Annotated in this window: 15 protein-coding genes and 1 riboswitch; of the genes, 7 read left to right on the top strand and 8 right to left on the bottom strand. The window is 72.2% G+C overall.

Going from position 1 to position 14,569, the window contains the following annotated elements; genetic code table 11:
* Window positions 1–13: 13 nt before the first annotated feature.
* Window positions 14–253, bottom strand: a complete 240-nt coding sequence (locus tag ACWD5D_RS13060) for an SCO4848 family membrane protein (RefSeq protein ID WP_451372730.1) — start codon at window positions 251–253, stop codon at window positions 14–16.
* 91 nt (window positions 254–344) lie between these two features.
* Between ACWD5D_RS13060 and ACWD5D_RS13055 the strand changes: the two genes are divergently transcribed.
* Window positions 345–1,637, top strand: a complete 1,293-nt coding sequence (locus tag ACWD5D_RS13055) for a D-alanyl-D-alanine carboxypeptidase family protein (RefSeq protein ID WP_451372729.1) — start codon at window positions 345–347, stop codon at window positions 1,635–1,637.
* On the opposite strand, the gene ACWD5D_RS13050 is transcribed toward ACWD5D_RS13055, so the two are convergent.
* Window positions 1,585–2,574 carry a YihY/virulence factor BrkB family protein gene (locus tag ACWD5D_RS13050; RefSeq protein WP_451372728.1) on the bottom strand — a complete coding sequence of 330 codons (990 nt, stop codon included), beginning with the start codon at window positions 2,572–2,574 and terminating at the stop codon, window positions 1,585–1,587. The genes ACWD5D_RS13055 and ACWD5D_RS13050 overlap by 53 nt on opposite strands.
* 83 nt (window positions 2,575–2,657) lie before the next feature.
* Between ACWD5D_RS13050 and ACWD5D_RS13045 the strand changes: the two genes are divergently transcribed.
* Window positions 2,658–3,413, top strand: coding sequence for a decaprenylphospho-beta-D-erythro-pentofuranosid-2-ulose 2-reductase (locus tag ACWD5D_RS13045; protein ID WP_451372727.1), 756 nt, complete (start codon window positions 2,658–2,660; stop codon window positions 3,411–3,413).
* A 93-nt stretch (window positions 3,414–3,506) separates the two neighbouring features.
* Here ACWD5D_RS13045 and ACWD5D_RS13040 read toward each other — a convergent pair whose 3' ends face one another.
* Both ACWD5D_RS13040 and trpS read right to left on the bottom strand, forming a co-directional pair.
* The gene (locus ACWD5D_RS13040) at window positions 3,507–4,085 is read right to left on the bottom strand and encodes a 2'-5' RNA ligase family protein (RefSeq protein WP_451372726.1); all 579 of its coding nucleotides are present in this window, start codon (window positions 4,083–4,085) and stop codon (window positions 3,507–3,509) included.
* Between the two features lie 181 nt (window positions 4,086–4,266).
* On the bottom strand, window positions 4,267–5,280 hold the full coding sequence (trpS, locus tag ACWD5D_RS13035) for a tryptophan--tRNA ligase (RefSeq protein WP_451372725.1): 1,014 nt from the start codon (window positions 5,278–5,280) through the stop codon (window positions 4,267–4,269).
* Window positions 5,281–5,369: 89 nt separating this feature from the next.
* Between trpS and ACWD5D_RS13030 the strand changes: the two genes are divergently transcribed.
* The 3 genes from ACWD5D_RS13030 (at window position 5,370) to ACWD5D_RS13020 (ending at window position 7,930) form a co-directional block, all read left to right on the top strand.
* Window positions 5,370–5,972 carry an RNA polymerase sigma factor gene (locus ACWD5D_RS13030; RefSeq protein ID WP_451372724.1) on the top strand — a complete coding sequence of 201 codons (603 nt, stop codon included), beginning with the start codon at window positions 5,370–5,372 and terminating at the stop codon, window positions 5,970–5,972.
* Window positions 5,935–6,972 (top strand): hypothetical protein, encoded by a 1,038-nt coding sequence (locus tag ACWD5D_RS13025; protein WP_451372723.1) that lies wholly within the window; start codon window positions 5,935–5,937, stop codon window positions 6,970–6,972. Before ACWD5D_RS13030 ends, ACWD5D_RS13025 begins: the two co-directional genes overlap by 38 nt.
* A gap of 250 nt (window positions 6,973–7,222) precedes the next feature.
* Window positions 7,223–7,930, top strand: a complete 708-nt coding sequence (locus tag ACWD5D_RS13020) for a hypothetical protein (RefSeq protein WP_451372722.1) — start codon at window positions 7,223–7,225, stop codon at window positions 7,928–7,930.
* A gap of 37 nt (window positions 7,931–7,967) precedes the next feature.
* On the opposite strand, the gene ACWD5D_RS13015 is transcribed toward ACWD5D_RS13020, so the two are convergent.
* From ACWD5D_RS13015 to ACWD5D_RS13005, 3 genes are all read right to left on the bottom strand, one after another.
* Entirely contained in the window at window positions 7,968–9,419 is a 1,452-nt protein-coding gene (locus tag ACWD5D_RS13015) for a glycine hydroxymethyltransferase (protein WP_451372721.1), read from the bottom strand.
* A 32-nt stretch (window positions 9,420–9,451) separates the two neighbouring features.
* Window positions 9,452–9,539, bottom strand: a riboswitch (ZMP/ZTP riboswitch).
* Between the two features lie 294 nt (window positions 9,540–9,833).
* Entirely contained in the window at window positions 9,834–11,018 is a 1,185-nt protein-coding gene (locus tag ACWD5D_RS13010; protein WP_451372720.1) for a glutathionylspermidine synthase family protein, read from the bottom strand.
* A 26-nt stretch (window positions 11,019–11,044) separates the two neighbouring features.
* Window positions 11,045–11,404, bottom strand: coding sequence for a hypothetical protein (locus tag ACWD5D_RS13005; protein ID WP_451372719.1), 360 nt, complete (start codon window positions 11,402–11,404; stop codon window positions 11,045–11,047).
* A 121-nt stretch (window positions 11,405–11,525) separates the two neighbouring features.
* Here ACWD5D_RS13005 and ACWD5D_RS13000 point away from each other — a divergent pair, with 121 nt between their 5' ends.
* On the top strand, window positions 11,526–12,377 hold the full coding sequence (locus tag ACWD5D_RS13000) for a DMT family transporter (RefSeq protein WP_451372868.1): 852 nt from the start codon (window positions 11,526–11,528) through the stop codon (window positions 12,375–12,377).
* A 148-nt stretch (window positions 12,378–12,525) separates the two neighbouring features.
* On the opposite strand, the gene pdxR is transcribed toward ACWD5D_RS13000, so the two are convergent.
* Complete coding sequence (gene pdxR / locus ACWD5D_RS12995) at window positions 12,526–13,920, bottom strand: MocR-like pyridoxine biosynthesis transcription factor PdxR (protein WP_451372718.1); 1,395 nt, start codon at window positions 13,918–13,920, stop codon at window positions 12,526–12,528.
* Between the two features lie 46 nt (window positions 13,921–13,966).
* Here pdxR and ACWD5D_RS12990 point away from each other — a divergent pair, with 46 nt between their 5' ends.
* Entirely contained in the window at window positions 13,967–14,467 is a 501-nt protein-coding gene (locus tag ACWD5D_RS12990; protein WP_451372717.1) for a carboxymuconolactone decarboxylase family protein, read from the top strand.
* The last annotated feature ends 102 nt before the right edge of the window (window positions 14,468–14,569 follow it).

Genomic DNA, 14,569 nt, shown 5'->3' with positions numbered 1-14,569 from the left:
GGCGTATCCCCCGCTACGACGTCCGACGCAGCGCGCGCAGTCCGCGCAACCCGATGACCCCGACGACCGTCCCCAATACGAAGGAAACGATCGCCAGCAGCAGATGCACCCAGAAGTACGCGGTCGGGTGACCGTCGTCGAAGGCCAGCCCGCTGCTGTCCTTGACCAGGTTCTTGACGAAAGTGATCCAGATGACCCAGCTCCACACCCCGAAGGCGAGCAGGAACCAGGAGACCGGACGGCTTAGCTTCATGGAGTCAGTATCGCCGTCGCCTGGCCGGATCCGAGTCCGGGGTGGGGCGGAGCGCAGGACATCGCGGCGCGTGACAGGTACGTTCTCGATCGTGCCCCCACCGAAGAAGACCGTCAGGCGATCCATATTGATCACCTCGGCCACACTGTTGTCCCTTTCTGTCACTGCCGCTGTCGCCGCGCCGGCCGCCCTCGCGGCCCCGAGCACCCCCTCGGCGAGCCCGACGGCCACTCCCCCCGCGCTCATGTCGCAGGTGGGCGGCGCCCGGCTCGGGCAGCCCGGCACACAGGTGAACCTGGCCCCTGACGTCCCCGTCCTGCCCAAGGACCTCACCGCCCGCTCCTGGATCGTCTCCGACGCGGAGTCCGGCGAGGTGCTCGCAAGCCACAACGCGCACTGGCAACTGCCCCCCGCGAGCACGCTGAAGATGCTGTTCGCGGACACCCTGCTGCCCAGGTTCCCGAAGACGACGCAGCACCGGGTCGCACCGGGCGACCTCGCCGGCATCGGAGCCGGTTCCAGCCTGGTCGGGATCAAGGAGAACCAGACCTACACGGTCCACGACCTGTGGCTCGGCGTCTTCCTGCGCTCCGGCAACGACGCCGTCCACGTGCTGTCCGCGATGAACGACGGCGTCAAGAAGACCGTCAGCGACATGCAGGCGCACGCCACCGAACTCCAGGCCCTCGACACGCACGTGGTCAGCCCCGACGGCTACGACGCCAAGGGCCAGCTGTCCTCCGCCTACGACCTGACCCTCTTCGCCCGCTCCGGCCTGCAGAAGAAGGACTTCCGGGAGTACTGCTCCACCGTGCGGGCCAAGTTCCCCGGCGGCACGGCGAAGAAGGGCAAGGGAAAGCCGGTCCGGGAGACCTTCGAGATCCAGAACACCAACCGGATGCTGAGCGGCGACTCCGACGTGCCCGTCTACCAGGGCATAGCCGGGGTGAAGAACGGCAACACCACCAACGCGGGCGCCACCTTCACCGGCGTCGCCGAGCGGAACGGCAAGGTGCTGCTGGTCACGGTGATGAACCCGGAGAAGCACGACCACAACGAGGTCTACAAGGAGACCGCGAAGCTCTTCGACTGGGGCTTCACGGCGGCCGGGAAGGTCACACCGGTGGGCGAACTGGTCCCGCCGAAGAGCGCACAGCCCTCCGGCGGGCCCGATGCCTCCCCGTCCGCCTCCGCCGGGGCGGCGCACAGCAACGGCGGCGGCTCGAAGCCGGTGGCGTCCTCCACGGCGGCGAGCGGCTCCAGCGGCGTCGGGATCGCCCTGAGCGTCGCCGGCGGCCTGCTGGTGCTGCTCGGCGGCGTGGCCTACCTGGTCAACCGCCGTTGGCCGCTGCCGGACCTGATACGCCGTCGGACCCGTCCCTGACCTCGGCCGCAGCGGCCTCCTGGTCCGCCGCGGCCTCCTCGGCCACTGCGTCGTCCTCGGCCACTTCGTCGTCCTCGGCCTCTTCTTCGTCCTCACTCTGCGTCGCCGTCCAGGCGGCGCAGTACAGGACCAGTTTCGAGGTGAAGTTGATCCACAGCAGCAGTGCCACGGGCACGCCGAACGCGCCGTACATGCTCTTCGTGGCGACGCCCTGGATGTAGCCGCTGAGCAGCAGCTTGAGCAGTTCGAAGCCGACCGCGCCGATGAGTGCCGCCACCACCAGGCGGCGGCGCGGCGGCTCGACCCCGGGCAGCAGGGTCAGCACGTAGAGCAGCACCAGGAAGTCGGCGAACACGGCGACGGCGAACGCGGCGAGCCGCAGCAGCAGGGTGCCCCAGCCGTGCTCGGCCAGGCCGAGCTGCCGCGACAGCCAGCCGACGGCGCCCGAGGCGAGCGTGGAGGCGGCCAGAGTCACCAGCAGGGCGCCGCCGAGACCGACCAGCACCACGGCGTCCTTGACCTTGGCGAGGATCGGGTTCTGGTCGCGGTCCGGCAGCTCCCACACCACCCGCAGACAGTCGCGCATCTGACCGACCCAGCCGATGCCGGTGAAGAGCAGTACGGCACCCGCGATGGCACCGACCGTGCCGGCGTTGTGCACGAGGGAGCTGACGTTCAGCTGGTCGGCGAGGCCCGGGAACTGGTCGGCGATCCCGCTCTCGACGGACTTCTGCCGGGACGGGCTGAGCGTGGCCGCGGTGATCGCGGCGGCCAGGGTGAGCAGCGGGAACAGTGCGATGAAGCTGACGAACGTCATGGCGGCGGCCAGCCGCGTCCACTTCACCTGGTCCAGCCGCTCGTACGCCTGCCACGCGTGCGTGCCCGTCAGCCAGGTGACGATCGGCCCGATCCCGGGCAGCTTCTTGAGCCAGTCCATGCCTCCTAATTAATCACCCATTGCGGGGAGCGTGGCGCCGCCTTATGCCGTATCGCCCATACACGGGCTATACGGTCACGGGCATGTCTGGTGCCTTCGGTCCTCCCCAGTCCCTGCTCGTCCTCGGCGGCACGTCCGAGATCGCGCTGGCCACCGCCCGCCGGCTGATCGCCCGCCGCACCCGCACCGTCTGGCTCGCGGGCCGCCCCTGCGCCGCGCTGGAACAGGCCGCCGAGAGCCTGCGCACCCTCGGCGCGAACGTCCGGACCGTCGCCTTCGACGCCCTCGACCCCGCGTCCCACGAGACGGTCCTAGGGAAGATCTTCGCCGAGGGCGACATCGACATGGTGCTGCTGGCCTTCGGCATCCTCGGCGACCAGGCCCACGACGAACGCGAGCCGCTGCGCGCGGTCCAGGTCGCGCAGACGAACTACACCGGAGCGGTCTCGGCCGGCCTGTTCAGCGCCCGCGCCCTGCAGAACCAGGGCCACGGCTCCTTTGTGGTGCTCTCCTCCGCCACCGGCGAGCGGGTGCGCCGCGCCGACTTCATCTACGGCTCCAGCAAGGCCGGCCTGGACGCCTTCGCCCAGGGCCTCGGGGACGCCTTGTACGGCACGGGCGTGCACGTGATGGTCGTACGCCCCGGATTCGTGCGTACGAGGATGACGGCCGGACTGCCCCCGGCCCCGCTCGCCACCACCCCGGAGGCCGTCGCCGCCGCCATCGAACTGGGCCTGCGCCGCCGATCGGAGACGGTGTGGGTGCCGGGAGCGCTGCGCGTGGTGATGTCCGCACTGCGGCACACGCCGCGCGCGCTGTTCCGGAGACTGCCGGTCTGAGAGGGCCGGTCCGAGGCCACCGGTCCGAAGCCGCCGGCCCGAACCCACCGGCCCGAAGCCGCCGGCCCGAAGCCGCCGGTCCGGCCGTACCGGCTAGAGGCTGGCGATGGTGCCCTGCTCGACGGGGCCCGCCTGCGGGGGCACCACGGACCCGCCGAAGGTGTACTCCCGCAGCTTGCGCCACACCCCGTCCGGGCCCTGCTCGTACAGCGCGAACCCGGTGCACGGCCACGCGGCCTCGAACCCGGCCAGCTCCTCGAAGGCGCGGTCCATCGCCGCCTCCTCGATGCCGTGCGCGACGGTGACGTGCGGGTGGTACGGGAACTGCAGCTCGCGCGCCACCGGGCCCGAGGCGTCGCGCACCCGCTGCTGGAGCAGGGAGCAGTCCTCGCCGCCCTGCACGACCCGCACATAGACGACCGGCGACAGCGGACGGAAGGTGCCGGTCCCGGACAGCCGCATCGGGAACGGCCGGCCGGTCGCCGCGACCTCGGTGAGGTACGCCTCGACGGCCGGCAGCGCCGTCTCCTCGACCTCGGTCGGCGGGAGCAGGGTGACGTGCGTGGGGATGCCGTGAGCCGCGGCGTCGCCGAAGCCCGCGCGCAGCTCCTGGAGCTTGCTGCCGTGAGGCTCCGGGACCGCGATCGACACGCCGATCGTTACGGTCCCCACGTCGTCTCCTGTCGTCGTGCGATGTCTGCTCGGCCGGCGTTCGTCGCGGCCATCGGCTACCGACTGTACGGCCACGGGGGGCCTGTGGGCAGGCACAACGGAAGTGATGTGCAGCGCTCTGCCCGCCCGGAAAGATGCCCGGCCGTACGCCCATGCGCCCCGGCGTGCTCCGGGGCGCCGGTCAGTGCTTCGCCGGCAGGAAGCCCACCCGGTCGTACGCCTGGGCGAGGGTCTCCGCGGCGACGGCACGCGCCTTCTCGGCGCCCTTGGCCAGGACCGAGTCCAGCGTCTCGGGGTCGTCCAGGTACTGCTGGGTGCGCTCCCGGAACGGCGTCACGAACTCGACCATGACGTCGGCGAGATCGGTCTTGAGCGCGCCGTACATCTTGCCCTCGTAGTCCTGCTCCAGCTCGGCGATCGACTTGCCGGTCAGCGTGGAGTAGATGGTGAGGAGGTTCGACACGCCCGGCTTGTTCTCCGCGTCGTAGCGGATCACGGTGTCGGTGTCGGTGACGGCGCTCTTGACCTTCTTGGCCGTCGCCTTCGGCTCGTCGAGCAGGTTGATCAGGCCCTTCGGCGTGGACGCCGACTTGCTCATCTTGATCGACGGGTCCTGGAGGTCGTAGATCTTCGCCGTCTCCTTGAGGATGTACGGCGACGGGATCACGAAGGTCTCCCCGAACCGGCCGTTGAAGCGCTCGGCCAGGTCACGGGTCAGCTCGATGTGCTGGCGCTGGTCCTCGCCGACCGGCACCTCGTTGGCCTGGTACAGCAGGATGTCCGCGACCTGGAGGATCGGGTACGTGAACAGGCCGACGCTCGCCCGGTCGGCGCCCTGCTTGGCGGACTTGTCCTTGAACTGGGTCATGCGGCTGGCCTCGCCGAAGCCGGTGAGGCAGTTCATGATCCAGGCGAGCTGGGCGTGCTCGGGGACATGGCTCTGCACGAAGAGGGTGCAGCGGTCCGGGTCCAGGCCGGCGGCGAGCAGCTGCGCCGCGGCGAGCCGGGTGTTGGCGCGCAGGTCCGCGGGGTTCTGCGGCACCGTGATCGCGTGCAGGTCGACAACCATGTAGAAGGCGTCGTGGGACTCCTGGAGGGCCACCCACTGGCGGACGGCGCCGAGGTAGTTGCCCAGATGGAACGAGCCGGCGGTGGGCTGGATGCCGGAGAGCACGCGGGGTCGGTCAGAGGCCATGTTCACCATTCTCTCAGGTGCCGGGGGCCGATCCGGAACTGGCCGGGAAATGGTGGGAACCGATTGGCCCCGGGCGGTGTACCAAGAGTGTGAAGACGCGGGAGGGGGGCCGCATCGTCGACGAGGCCGCGGTGATCACTCGCGTGCGTGCCGGAGAGCCGGAGGCGTACGCGGAGCTGGTGCGGGCCCACACGGCCATCGCCCTGCGGGCTGCCTCGGCGCTCGGGGCGGGCGCGGATGCGGAGGACGTGGTGCAGCAGGCCTTCGTGAAGGCGTACTGCGCGCTGGGCCGGTTCAGGGACGGGGCGGCGTTCCGGCCCTGGCTGCTGTCGATCGTCGCCAACGAGACGAGGAACACCGTGCGGACGGCGGCCCGGCAGCGCACGCTCGCGGGCCGGGAGGCAGCCTTCGTGGAGGCGGAGCCGCTGATACCGGAATCGGCGGACCCCGCGGTCGCCGCGCTCGAGTCGGAGCGCCGCGCGGCCCTTCAGTCCGCTCTCGGCAGACTGAGCGAGGAGCACCGCCTGGTCGTCACGTACCGCTACCTCCTGGAGATGGACGAACCCGAGACCGCCCAGGCCCTGGGCTGGCCCCGGGGGACGGTGAAGTCCCGGCTCAACCGTGCCCTGCGGAAGCTGGGCCGCCTGCTGCCGGATGTGCAGCCCCGGGAAGGGGGTGAAGGGGGTGAGTGAGTCGCACGAGGGCGAGGGTGCCCGTGCGGGCGGTGGCGTCGGGAGTCGGGGGTCGCGTGGTCGGGGAGCTGGACGCGGTCCGGGCAGGGTCGGTCGCGAGCTGAGGCGCGACAGTGCGCTCTCGCGGCTGCCGGAGGAGCTGAGGGCGCTCGGCCGGTCGCTGGACTCGCCGGGAGCTGACGGGACCGGTGGGACAGGCGGGAGCGGCGGGGCCGACGGGGCCTTCGACTCCGAGACGATGGTCGAGCGGGTGCTGGGACAGATACTGGCCGAGCAGCTGCCCGTGCCGGTGGCCGAGCCCCCGGGCGCGCGTCTTCGGCTGCGGGCCGGCCGGCACTGGGCGCGGCTGCGGTGGCGCTCGCTGACGGCGGCGCTGTGCGGCCTGCTCACCGTGCTCGCGCTGACGCCCCCGGTGCGTGCGGCGGTCCACGACTGGTTCGACTTCGGCGGGGTCGAGGTGCGGTACGACCCGTCGGCCGTCCCCTCTCCCGGCGCCGAGGTGCCGGGCTGCGGGCGCTCGGTGTCGCTGGCGCAGGCGAGGCAGCGCGCCGGATTCGAGCCGCTGGTGCCGGACGCGCTGGGCGTGCCGGACGCGGTGACGGTGACCGGTGAGCCGCACGGGCGCCTTCTGATGAGCCTGTGCTGGCGTGAGGGCGGTCGCACGGTGCGACTCGACGAGTTCCGGGCGCGTCTGGACGTCGGCTTCGTCAAGACGGTGCGCGAGTCGCCGGAGTGGACAGTGCTGGGCAAGGCCCCGTCCGCCGATGCCGTGCCGGACTACGCCCTGTGGTTCCCGCGCCCGCATCTGCTGGGCTTCTGGCTCGTCGACGCGGACGGGCACCGTTACACACGCAAGGTGCGGACCGCGGGGCCGACGCTGCTGTGGGCCCACGGGACGTCCGACGACGTGACGCTGCGGTTGGAGGGGGTGGCGTCCAGAGCGCGGGCCGTGAAGATCGCGAAGTCGCTCGAGTCGGCACCGGGAGAGCCGTCGAAGTAGTGCCGGTGAGGTGGGAACCCCGACGGGCCGGGCGGTGTACCAGAAGTGACGGGCGGCTCGGCGGAGAGCCGCAGGGGGGCGCGGCGGCCGGAGCGGGGCTGGCACTGGCGCTGCGGCCCGTCGCGGCACTGGTGATACGGGCGTGGCGACGGCGGGAGCGGGAGTCGGGGCCTCGGCAGGAACTGCGGGACCTGTGAGACGGAGGCTGCGAGTGGGAGGGGGATATGGAGGGGGATATGGAGGGGGATGCATGGGGTCGCACGATGGGCTGAGCGTGTGGGTCGGCAGACGCACAGTGTCGTGGCTCGCCCGGCTTGTGCCGTGGTCGGCACTGGTGGCACTGGTGGCGCTGGTCGCCGGCCCGCCGGCCTATGCCGCACCCGGGCCGGCCGGCGATGGGCCCGACCTGGCGCTGATCGTCTCGGGCGACACCGGGCGGACACGGACGCTGCGCTCCGGCGAGCCGGAGTTCGCTCGCCTCCGGGAGCTGCTGCAGCCGACCTACGTGGGCACGGAGCGGGTGCCGCAGTCCTGGGCCGACGGGCGGTATCCGGCGGTGCGCGTCACGGTGCTCTGGGGCCTGACGGGCGTCGGGGGCTGGCCGCAGACACGGCGAGCGCCGGGCGGAGACGTCGCCATGGAGCGGCAGGACCAGCTGTTCGTCGCGGCCGACGGCACAGCCTGGGTGCGTTCGGACCTCTCGCCGGACGTGATGGACGACGACATCCGCTGGCATCGGGCGCCGGAGACGGTGTTCCGGCAACTGGACCGTGCGGGCCTGCTGGGCTCCGGCGCCCAGTCGGCGGACGACCGCGGGCAAGTGCCGGACGGTGTCTGGTGGGCAGTGTCCGGCCTGGTGGTCGGTGTCACCGGAGGGCTCCTGATACGCCGCGCGGCGGGCCGGCTCGGTGCCGGTCCGCCGCGGAAGGAACCGCGTCAGCAGCTGATCGACCTCTAGAGTCGCGGATCCTTGACAGCTCAAAAGGGTGTGGGCGTCAGCCCAGGTCGACCTCCGGGTAGAGCGGGAAGCCCGCCACGAGGTCGGTCGCGCGCTGGGCGATCTCCTCGGCGACCTTCTCGTCCAGGACGTGCGACGCCTTGGACGGGGCGCCCGACTTGGTCGTGCCCGGCTCGGTGGTGGTGAGGACGCGGTCGATGAGGCCGGCGACCTCGTCCATCTCCGCGGTGCCCAGGCCGCGCGTGGTCAGCGCCGGGGTGCCGATGCGGATGCCGGAGGTGTACCAGGCGCCGTTCGGGTCGGCCGGGATGGCGTTGCGGTTGGTGACGATGCCGGAGTCGAGGAGCGCGGCCTCGGCCTGGCGGCCGGTGAGGCCGTAGGAGCCGGCCACGTCGATCAGGTTGAGGTGGTTGTCCGTGCCGCCGGTGACCAGCGTGGCGCCGCGCCGCATGAGGCCTTCGGCGAGGGCGCGGGAGTTGTCGACGATGCGCTGGGCGTAGTCCTGGAAGGAAGGCTGCCGGGCCTCGGCGAAGGCGACGGCCTTCGCGGCCATGACGTGCGGGAGCGGGCCGCCGAGGACCATCGGGCAGCCGCGGTCGACCTGGTCCTTGAGGGAGTCGTCGCACAGGACCATGCCGCCGCGCGGACCGCGCAGCGACTTGTGGGTCGTCGTGGTGACGATCTGGGCGTGCGGGACCGGGTCGAAGTCGCCGGTCAGGACCTTGCCGGCGACCAGGCCCGCGAAGTGGGCCATGTCGACCATGAGGGTCGCGCCGACCTCGTCGGCGATCTCGCGCATGATCCGGAAGTTCACCAGACGGGGGTACGCCGAGTAGCCCGCGACGATGATCAGCGGCTTGAACTCGCGAGCCTGGGCGCGCAGTGCCTCGTAGTCGATCAGGCCGGTGACCGGGTCGGTGCCGTAGGAGCGCTGGTCGAACATCTTGCCGGAGATGTTCGGGCGGAAGCCGTGGGTGAGGTGGCCGCCGGCGTCCAGGGACATGCCGAGCATGCGCTGGTTGCCGAAGGCCTGGCGCAGGTCGGCCCAGTCGGCCTCGGAGAGCTCGTTGACCTGGCGGACGCCGGCCTTCTCCAGGGCGGGCGCCTCGACGCGGTCGGCGAGGACGGCCCAGAAGGCGACGAGGTTGGCGTCGATGCCGGAGTGCGGCTGGACGTAGGCGTGCCGGGCACCGAAGAGCGCCTTGGCGTGCTCGGCGGCGAGGGACTCGACGGTGTCGACGTTGCGGCAGCCGGCGTAGAAGCGGCGGCCGATCGTGCCCTCGGCGTACTTGTCGCTGAACCAGTTGCCCATCGCCAGCAGCGTGGCCGGGGAGGCGTAGTTCTCGGAGGCGATCAGCTTGAGCATCTCGCGCTGGTCGTGCACCTCCTGGCCGATCGCGTCGGCGACGCGCGGTTCGACGGCGCGGATGACGTCGAGGGCGGCGCGGAAGGCGGTGGATTCGCTGGAGAGAGGCTGCTGCTCTGGCATGGGGACCTCCGGACGGTGTGCGTACAGCGTTCACGTTCGGCCCAGGCGCACGGCACTGATTTCCACGGGCCGCTCCCCGATGGTCCGTCCCATCCCAGCGCGCCAGTCACGACCCGCAGCCAGCCTACCGGCCACGCCGGGCGGACTCGGCCGGACGTCCACCATGCGGGCGACGGCCCGCCGACCGTCGCGGTCGGCCATCGCGGTCGGCCGTCGGGGCGACCATCGCGGTCGGCCATCGGGTCGGCCGTCGCGGTCGCCTCTGACAGTCGCCTCTCACGGAAGAGGACTCGAACCGGTGTCCCGGTCGTCCCCATCCGTTCCCGGGGGCGGCCTGCGCCCGGCGTCGTCATCCGTCGCGGCCGAGAGCCCGGGTTTCGGCGGATCAGTCAGGCCAGCCCACCCATCCGGCGGTCAGAGGATCACGTGCGGCAAGAAGCGGGCGTACTCGTCGGTGATCAGGCCCGAGGACTCGCGGATGCCGAGGCCCGCCGCCTCGTCCTGGACGACCCAGGCGCCGAGGACCACGTGGTTGCCTTCGAAGGCGGGCAGCGGGGCGAGCTGCTGGTAGCAGCAGGACTCGTCCCGTACGACGGCGGGGGCGCCCGGCTCGTGCACGGTCACACCCGCGCCCTCGCGGCCGAGCAGGGGCTTGGCGACGTAGCCGGCCGTCCCGGTCAGCTCGCGCGGGCCGTCCAGGTAGGCGGGCAGCAGGTTGGGGTGGCCGGGGTACAGCTCCCAGAGGATCGCCAGCAGGGCCTTGTTGCTCAGCAGCATCTTCCAGGCGGGCTCGATCCACATCGTGGAGCCGGTGCCGCCGCCGTTGTCGAGCGTGTCCAGGACGTGCCCGGCGAAGGCGTCGGTGGTGAGCCACTCCCAGGGGTACAGCTTGAAGATGCCGCGGATGAAGCGGAGGCGGTTGTCGACGAAGCGGCCGGAGAGGGGGTCCCAGCCGATCTCCTCCATGGAGATCCAGTCGGTCTCCAGACCTGCCTGTTCGGCGGTCTCCTTCAGATAGGCGACCGTCATCAGGTCCTCGCCGAGTTCGTCGGCGGCGGAGTGCGCGAAGTGCAGGGGGCTGCCGGGCGGGAGCAGGGCGGCCTGCCCCCGCCAGGCGTCGACCAGCCGTTCGTGCAGGGAGTTCCACTGGTCGGCGCCGGGGAAGCGCTCCTCCATCCAGAACCACTGCGGGGAGGCGGCCTCCACCAGCGAGGTGGGGGTGTCGGCGTTGTACTCCAGCATCTTCGCCGGGCCGGCGCCGTCGTAGCGGAGGTCGAAACGGCCGTAGACGGAAGGGAGTTCGGCGCGCCGGTGCCAGGCCTCGGTGACGGCCTCGGCGACGCGCGGGTCGGTGATGCCGAGGTCGGCGAGGCGGCCGGTGACGACGATGCGCCCGGCGGCGGCCAGGCACATGCGGTGCAGTTCCTCGACGGTCTCCTCCAGCGCCTCGATCTCCTCCAGGGAGAAGACGTAGTAGGCGCTCTCGTCCCAGTAGGGGCGCAGGGAGCCGTCGGGGTGGCGGGTCAGGGGGTATACGAGCCCCTGTTCCTCGACGGTCTGCTGCCAGCCGGGGCGGGGGGTGATGGTACGGCGTTCCATGCGACGGTTTCCGGTCCGGTTCCCGGTCAGCCGCCGGAGCTGCCGTGGCCGCCGCCGAAGCCGCCGCGGTGGACACCGCTGTGGCCGGAACCGGAGGAACTGCCCGAGCCCGAGCGCGGCTTGACGAAGGAGCCGCCGTCGACCCAGGAGCCCTTCTTCTTGCCGCCGTAGTACCAGCCGCCGTTCAGCGACGCCTTGGTCGACTTGCAGTTCTTGTCGGAGACGACCTTGTAGCCCTTGGCGAGGTTGTAGCTGCCCCGGTCGACACAGCGCTTGTCCGGGTCGGACGAGCAGGCGGTCAGGGCGGCGGCGAGCAGGCCCATGCCGCCGAGGACGACCGTGGTGGAGCGCAGTTGCCTGCGGATCTGTGGGCGTGCGTGCGCCATCGGTGTCTCCCCCGTCGGATGTGGTGCGGTGTGCGTCGGCCAGCCTAGAGATCGGTGTGAGTGTCCGTGCAGGGGACCCCGTGTTCTCCTGCTCCCCTAAAGTCGCTTCGTGCTGTTTGGAATGGTGTGCGCGCTTGGCGCGGCGGTCTGCTTCGGTACGGCGACCGTGTTGCAGGCGATGGCCGCGCGGGCGGCGGGTGCGCAGGGGGGCGAGGGCGGTGAGGCCGCGCTGCTGCTGCGGGCGCTCAGGCAGTGGCGCTACCTCGCCGGTCTCGCGCTGGACGGGCTCGGGTTCCTGCTGCAGATCGCCGCGCTGCGCTCGGTGCCGATCTACGCGGTGGGCGCGGCGCTGGCCGCGAGCCTCGCGGTGACGGCGGTGGTGGCGGCCCGGCTGCTGCGGGTGCGGCTGAGCGGGGTGGAGTGGGCCGCGGTCGGGGTGGTGTGCGCGGGTCTCGCCATGCTCGGGCTGGCCTCGGGGACGGAGGGCGACCGGAGCGCGCCCGGCTGGCTGAAGTACGCGATGGTGGTGGCGGCCGTCGGGGTTCTGCTGCTCGGTGCGGTCGGGGGGCGGCTGTCCGGGCGGACACGGGCGCTGCTGCTCGGTCTCGGCGCGGGGTTCGGCTTCGGGGTGGTCGAGGTGGCGGTACGCCTCATCGACTCCCTCCGCCCCGCCGACCTGTTCACCAACCCCGCGACCTACGCCCTCCTCCTCGGCGGCGGCTCCGCGTTCGTCCTCCTCACCTCGGCCCTCCAGCGCGGCTCCGTCACGACGGCGACGGCCGGCATGGTCATCGGCGAGACGGTCGCTCCCGCGGCGGTCGGTGTGATCTGGCTCGGCGACAGGACGAGGGAGGGGCTGACGTGGCTGGCCGCGCTCGGCTTCGCCGTCGCGGTGGTGGGGGCGCTGGCCCTGGCACGGTTCGGGGAGGCGCCGGTGGTGGAGGAGACGGTGCCGGAGGAGGCGGTGCGCTGAGGTCCGGGGCGGCGTTCGCCTATGGGGCTGCGGGGCGGCGTTCGCCTATGGGGCTGCGGGGCGGCGTTCGCCCACGGGGCTGCCGGGCGGCGTTCGCCCACGGGCGGGCGCGGGGTCGTGTGCGGTCGGCGGTGTTTTCACCCGCGGGTCAGGGCAGCACCCTGCACAGCGCCTCCAGGGTTCCCGCCCAGGCACTCTCCGGTGGGGTTCCGTAGCCGACCACCAGGGCGTCCATCGGCTCGGCGACAGCCAGCTCGTGGCGATGGGTGGAGAGGCCCTGGAGGGCGAGGCCCTGCCAGGCGGCGGCCTGGACCACGGAGGCTTCCGTGCCGGGCGGCAGGCTCAGGACGGCATGCAGGCCGGCGGCGATGCCGCTGACACGGATCTCGGGGGCGCGGTCGGCGACGGCCGCGGTGAGGGCGTCGCGGCGGCGGCGGTAGCGCAGGCGGGCGGAGCGGATGTGGCGGTCGTACGCGCCGGAGGTGATGAACTCGGCCAGGGTCAGCTGGTCCAGCACACCGCAGGAGTCGATGCGGCCCTTGGCCGCGGTCGCTTCCTCTCGCAGGGACGGCGGCAGCACCATCCAGCCCAGCCGCAGCCCGGGGGCGAGGGACTTGCTGGCGGTGCCGAGGTGGACGACCCGGTCGGGGGCGAGGCCCTGGAGGGCGCCGACGGGCTGGCGGTCGTAGCGGAACTCGCCGTCGTAGTCGTCCTCCAGGACCAGCCCACCGGTCCGCCGCGCCCAGTCCACGACGGCGGTCCGCCGGTCGGGGTGCAGCGGCACACCCATCGGGAACTGGTGGGCGGGGGTCAGGAGAACCGCTCCCTCGTCGGCCAACGCGCCGGTGTCCGTGCCGAGTCGGTCGTACGGCAGCGGGGGCGTCTGCAGCCCCGCGTCGCGCAGCAGCGCCCGGTGTTCGTCGAGCCCGTACGACTCCACGGCCACCGCCCGCACCCCGCGCGCCCGCAGCACCCTGCCGAGGATCTGCAGCGCGTGGGAGAAGCCCGCGGTGATCACGATCGACTCGGGGTCGGCGCGCACGCCCCGGGCGCGGGCGAGGTAGCCGGCGAGGGCGGTGCGCAGTTCGCGGGTGCCGCGCGGGTCGCCGTAGCCGAGGGCCTGGAAGGGCGCCGTGGCCAGGGCGCGGCGGGCGGCCTTGAGCCATTCGGTGCGCGGGAACGCGGCGAGGTCGGGGGTGCCGGGGAGGAGGCTGTGGGCGGGGGTGCCCGGTTCCCGGCGCGGCGGTGCCGTCTCGGGGGCCTTCGGCGCGGGCACGGCTTGCTCGGCGACCCGGGTGCCGGAGCCCTGGCGGGCGGTGAGCCAGCCCTCGGCGACCAGGTCGGCGTAGGCCTCGGCGACGGTGTTGCGGGCGATGCCGAGGTCGGCGGCGAGGGAGCGGGAGGAGGGGAGCCGGGTGCCGGGGGCGAGCCGGCCGGTGCGGGCCGCGTCGCGCAGCGCGTCGGTCAGGCCGCGCCGCAGCCCGTTGGTACCGGCGGGTTCCAGGTGGAGGTCGACACCGAAAGCGGCCCATGGTTTCGCCATGGAAATGGACCATACTCCTGGGCTTTCCCGCTCCTAGAGTCGAAGCATGACCACAGCACAGGATTCCGTCGAGTACGCACCCGAACACACCCCCCGGCTGGCCTGGACCGAGCACGCGCCCGAGGTCTACAAGGCGATGGTCCGCCTGGACAGCGCCGCCCGGCAGGGTCTTGACCCCAAGCTGTACGAGCTGGTGAAGATCCGCGCCTCGCAGATCAACCACTGCGCGTTCTGCCTCGACATGCACACCAAGGACGCCCTCGCGGCCGGCGAGAGCGTGGAGCGCGTCGTGCAGCTCAGCGCGTGGGAGGAGTCGCGGCACTTCTACACGGAGAAGGAGCTGGCGGCGATCGAGCTGACCGAGGCGATCACCGTCCTGACCGACGGTTTCGTACCCGACGAGGTGTACGAGAAGGCGGCCAAGCAGTTCGAGGAGGCCGAGCTGTCCCGGCTGATCGCCGCGATCACGGTGATCAACGCCTGGAACCGCTTCGGTGTGAGCACCCGGATGGTCCCCGGCCACTACCAGCCGGGCCGGCATCGGTGACCGGAGCGGACCTGTTCCGCGCGCCGCACCGCGGGCGCGCCAAGGGGGACCCTCCCCCACTGCCCCGAGGGCGTGGGGGGACCCCCAGCCCTGCCGGGTCCC

This window comes from Streptomyces sp. NPDC002520 (assembly GCF_053595235.1).
Note: the sequence above shows the minus strand (reverse complement) of the source record. Positions and strands in the feature narration are given on the sequence as shown.

Excerpts from the sequence above, each read along its gene's own strand:
- ACWD5D_RS13045 (WP_451372727.1), top strand. The coding sequence starts at position 2,658 with ATGTCTGGTGCCTTCGGTCCTCCCCAGTCCCTGCTCGTCCTCGGCGGC.
- ACWD5D_RS13005 (WP_451372719.1), bottom strand. The coding sequence starts at position 11,404 with ATGGCGCACGCACGCCCACAGATCCGCAGGCAACTGCGCTCCACCACG.
- ACWD5D_RS13000 (WP_451372868.1), top strand. The coding sequence starts at position 11,526 with ATGGTGTGCGCGCTTGGCGCGGCGGTCTGCTTCGGTACGGCGACCGTG.
- ACWD5D_RS13025 (WP_451372723.1), top strand. The coding sequence starts at position 5,935 with ATGTGCAGCCCCGGGAAGGGGGTGAAGGGGGTGAGTGAGTCGCACGAG.
- pdxR (WP_451372718.1), bottom strand. The coding sequence starts at position 13,920 with ATGGCGAAACCATGGGCCGCTTTCGGTGTCGACCTCCACCTGGAACCC.
- ACWD5D_RS13060 (WP_451372730.1), bottom strand. The coding sequence starts at position 253 with ATGAAGCTAAGCCGTCCGGTCTCCTGGTTCCTGCTCGCCTTCGGGGTG.
- ACWD5D_RS13020 (WP_451372722.1), top strand. The coding sequence starts at position 7,223 with ATGGGGTCGCACGATGGGCTGAGCGTGTGGGTCGGCAGACGCACAGTG.
- ACWD5D_RS13010 (WP_451372720.1), bottom strand. The coding sequence starts at position 11,018 with ATGGAACGCCGTACCATCACCCCCCGCCCCGGCTGGCAGCAGACCGTC.
- trpS (WP_451372725.1), bottom strand. The coding sequence starts at position 5,280 with ATGGCCTCTGACCGACCCCGCGTGCTCTCCGGCATCCAGCCCACCGCC.
- ACWD5D_RS12990 (WP_451372717.1), top strand. The coding sequence starts at position 13,967 with ATGACCACAGCACAGGATTCCGTCGAGTACGCACCCGAACACACCCCC.
- ACWD5D_RS13050 (WP_451372728.1), bottom strand. The coding sequence starts at position 2,574 with ATGGACTGGCTCAAGAAGCTGCCCGGGATCGGGCCGATCGTCACCTGG.
- ACWD5D_RS13015 (WP_451372721.1), bottom strand. The coding sequence starts at position 9,419 with ATGCCAGAGCAGCAGCCTCTCTCCAGCGAATCCACCGCCTTCCGCGCC.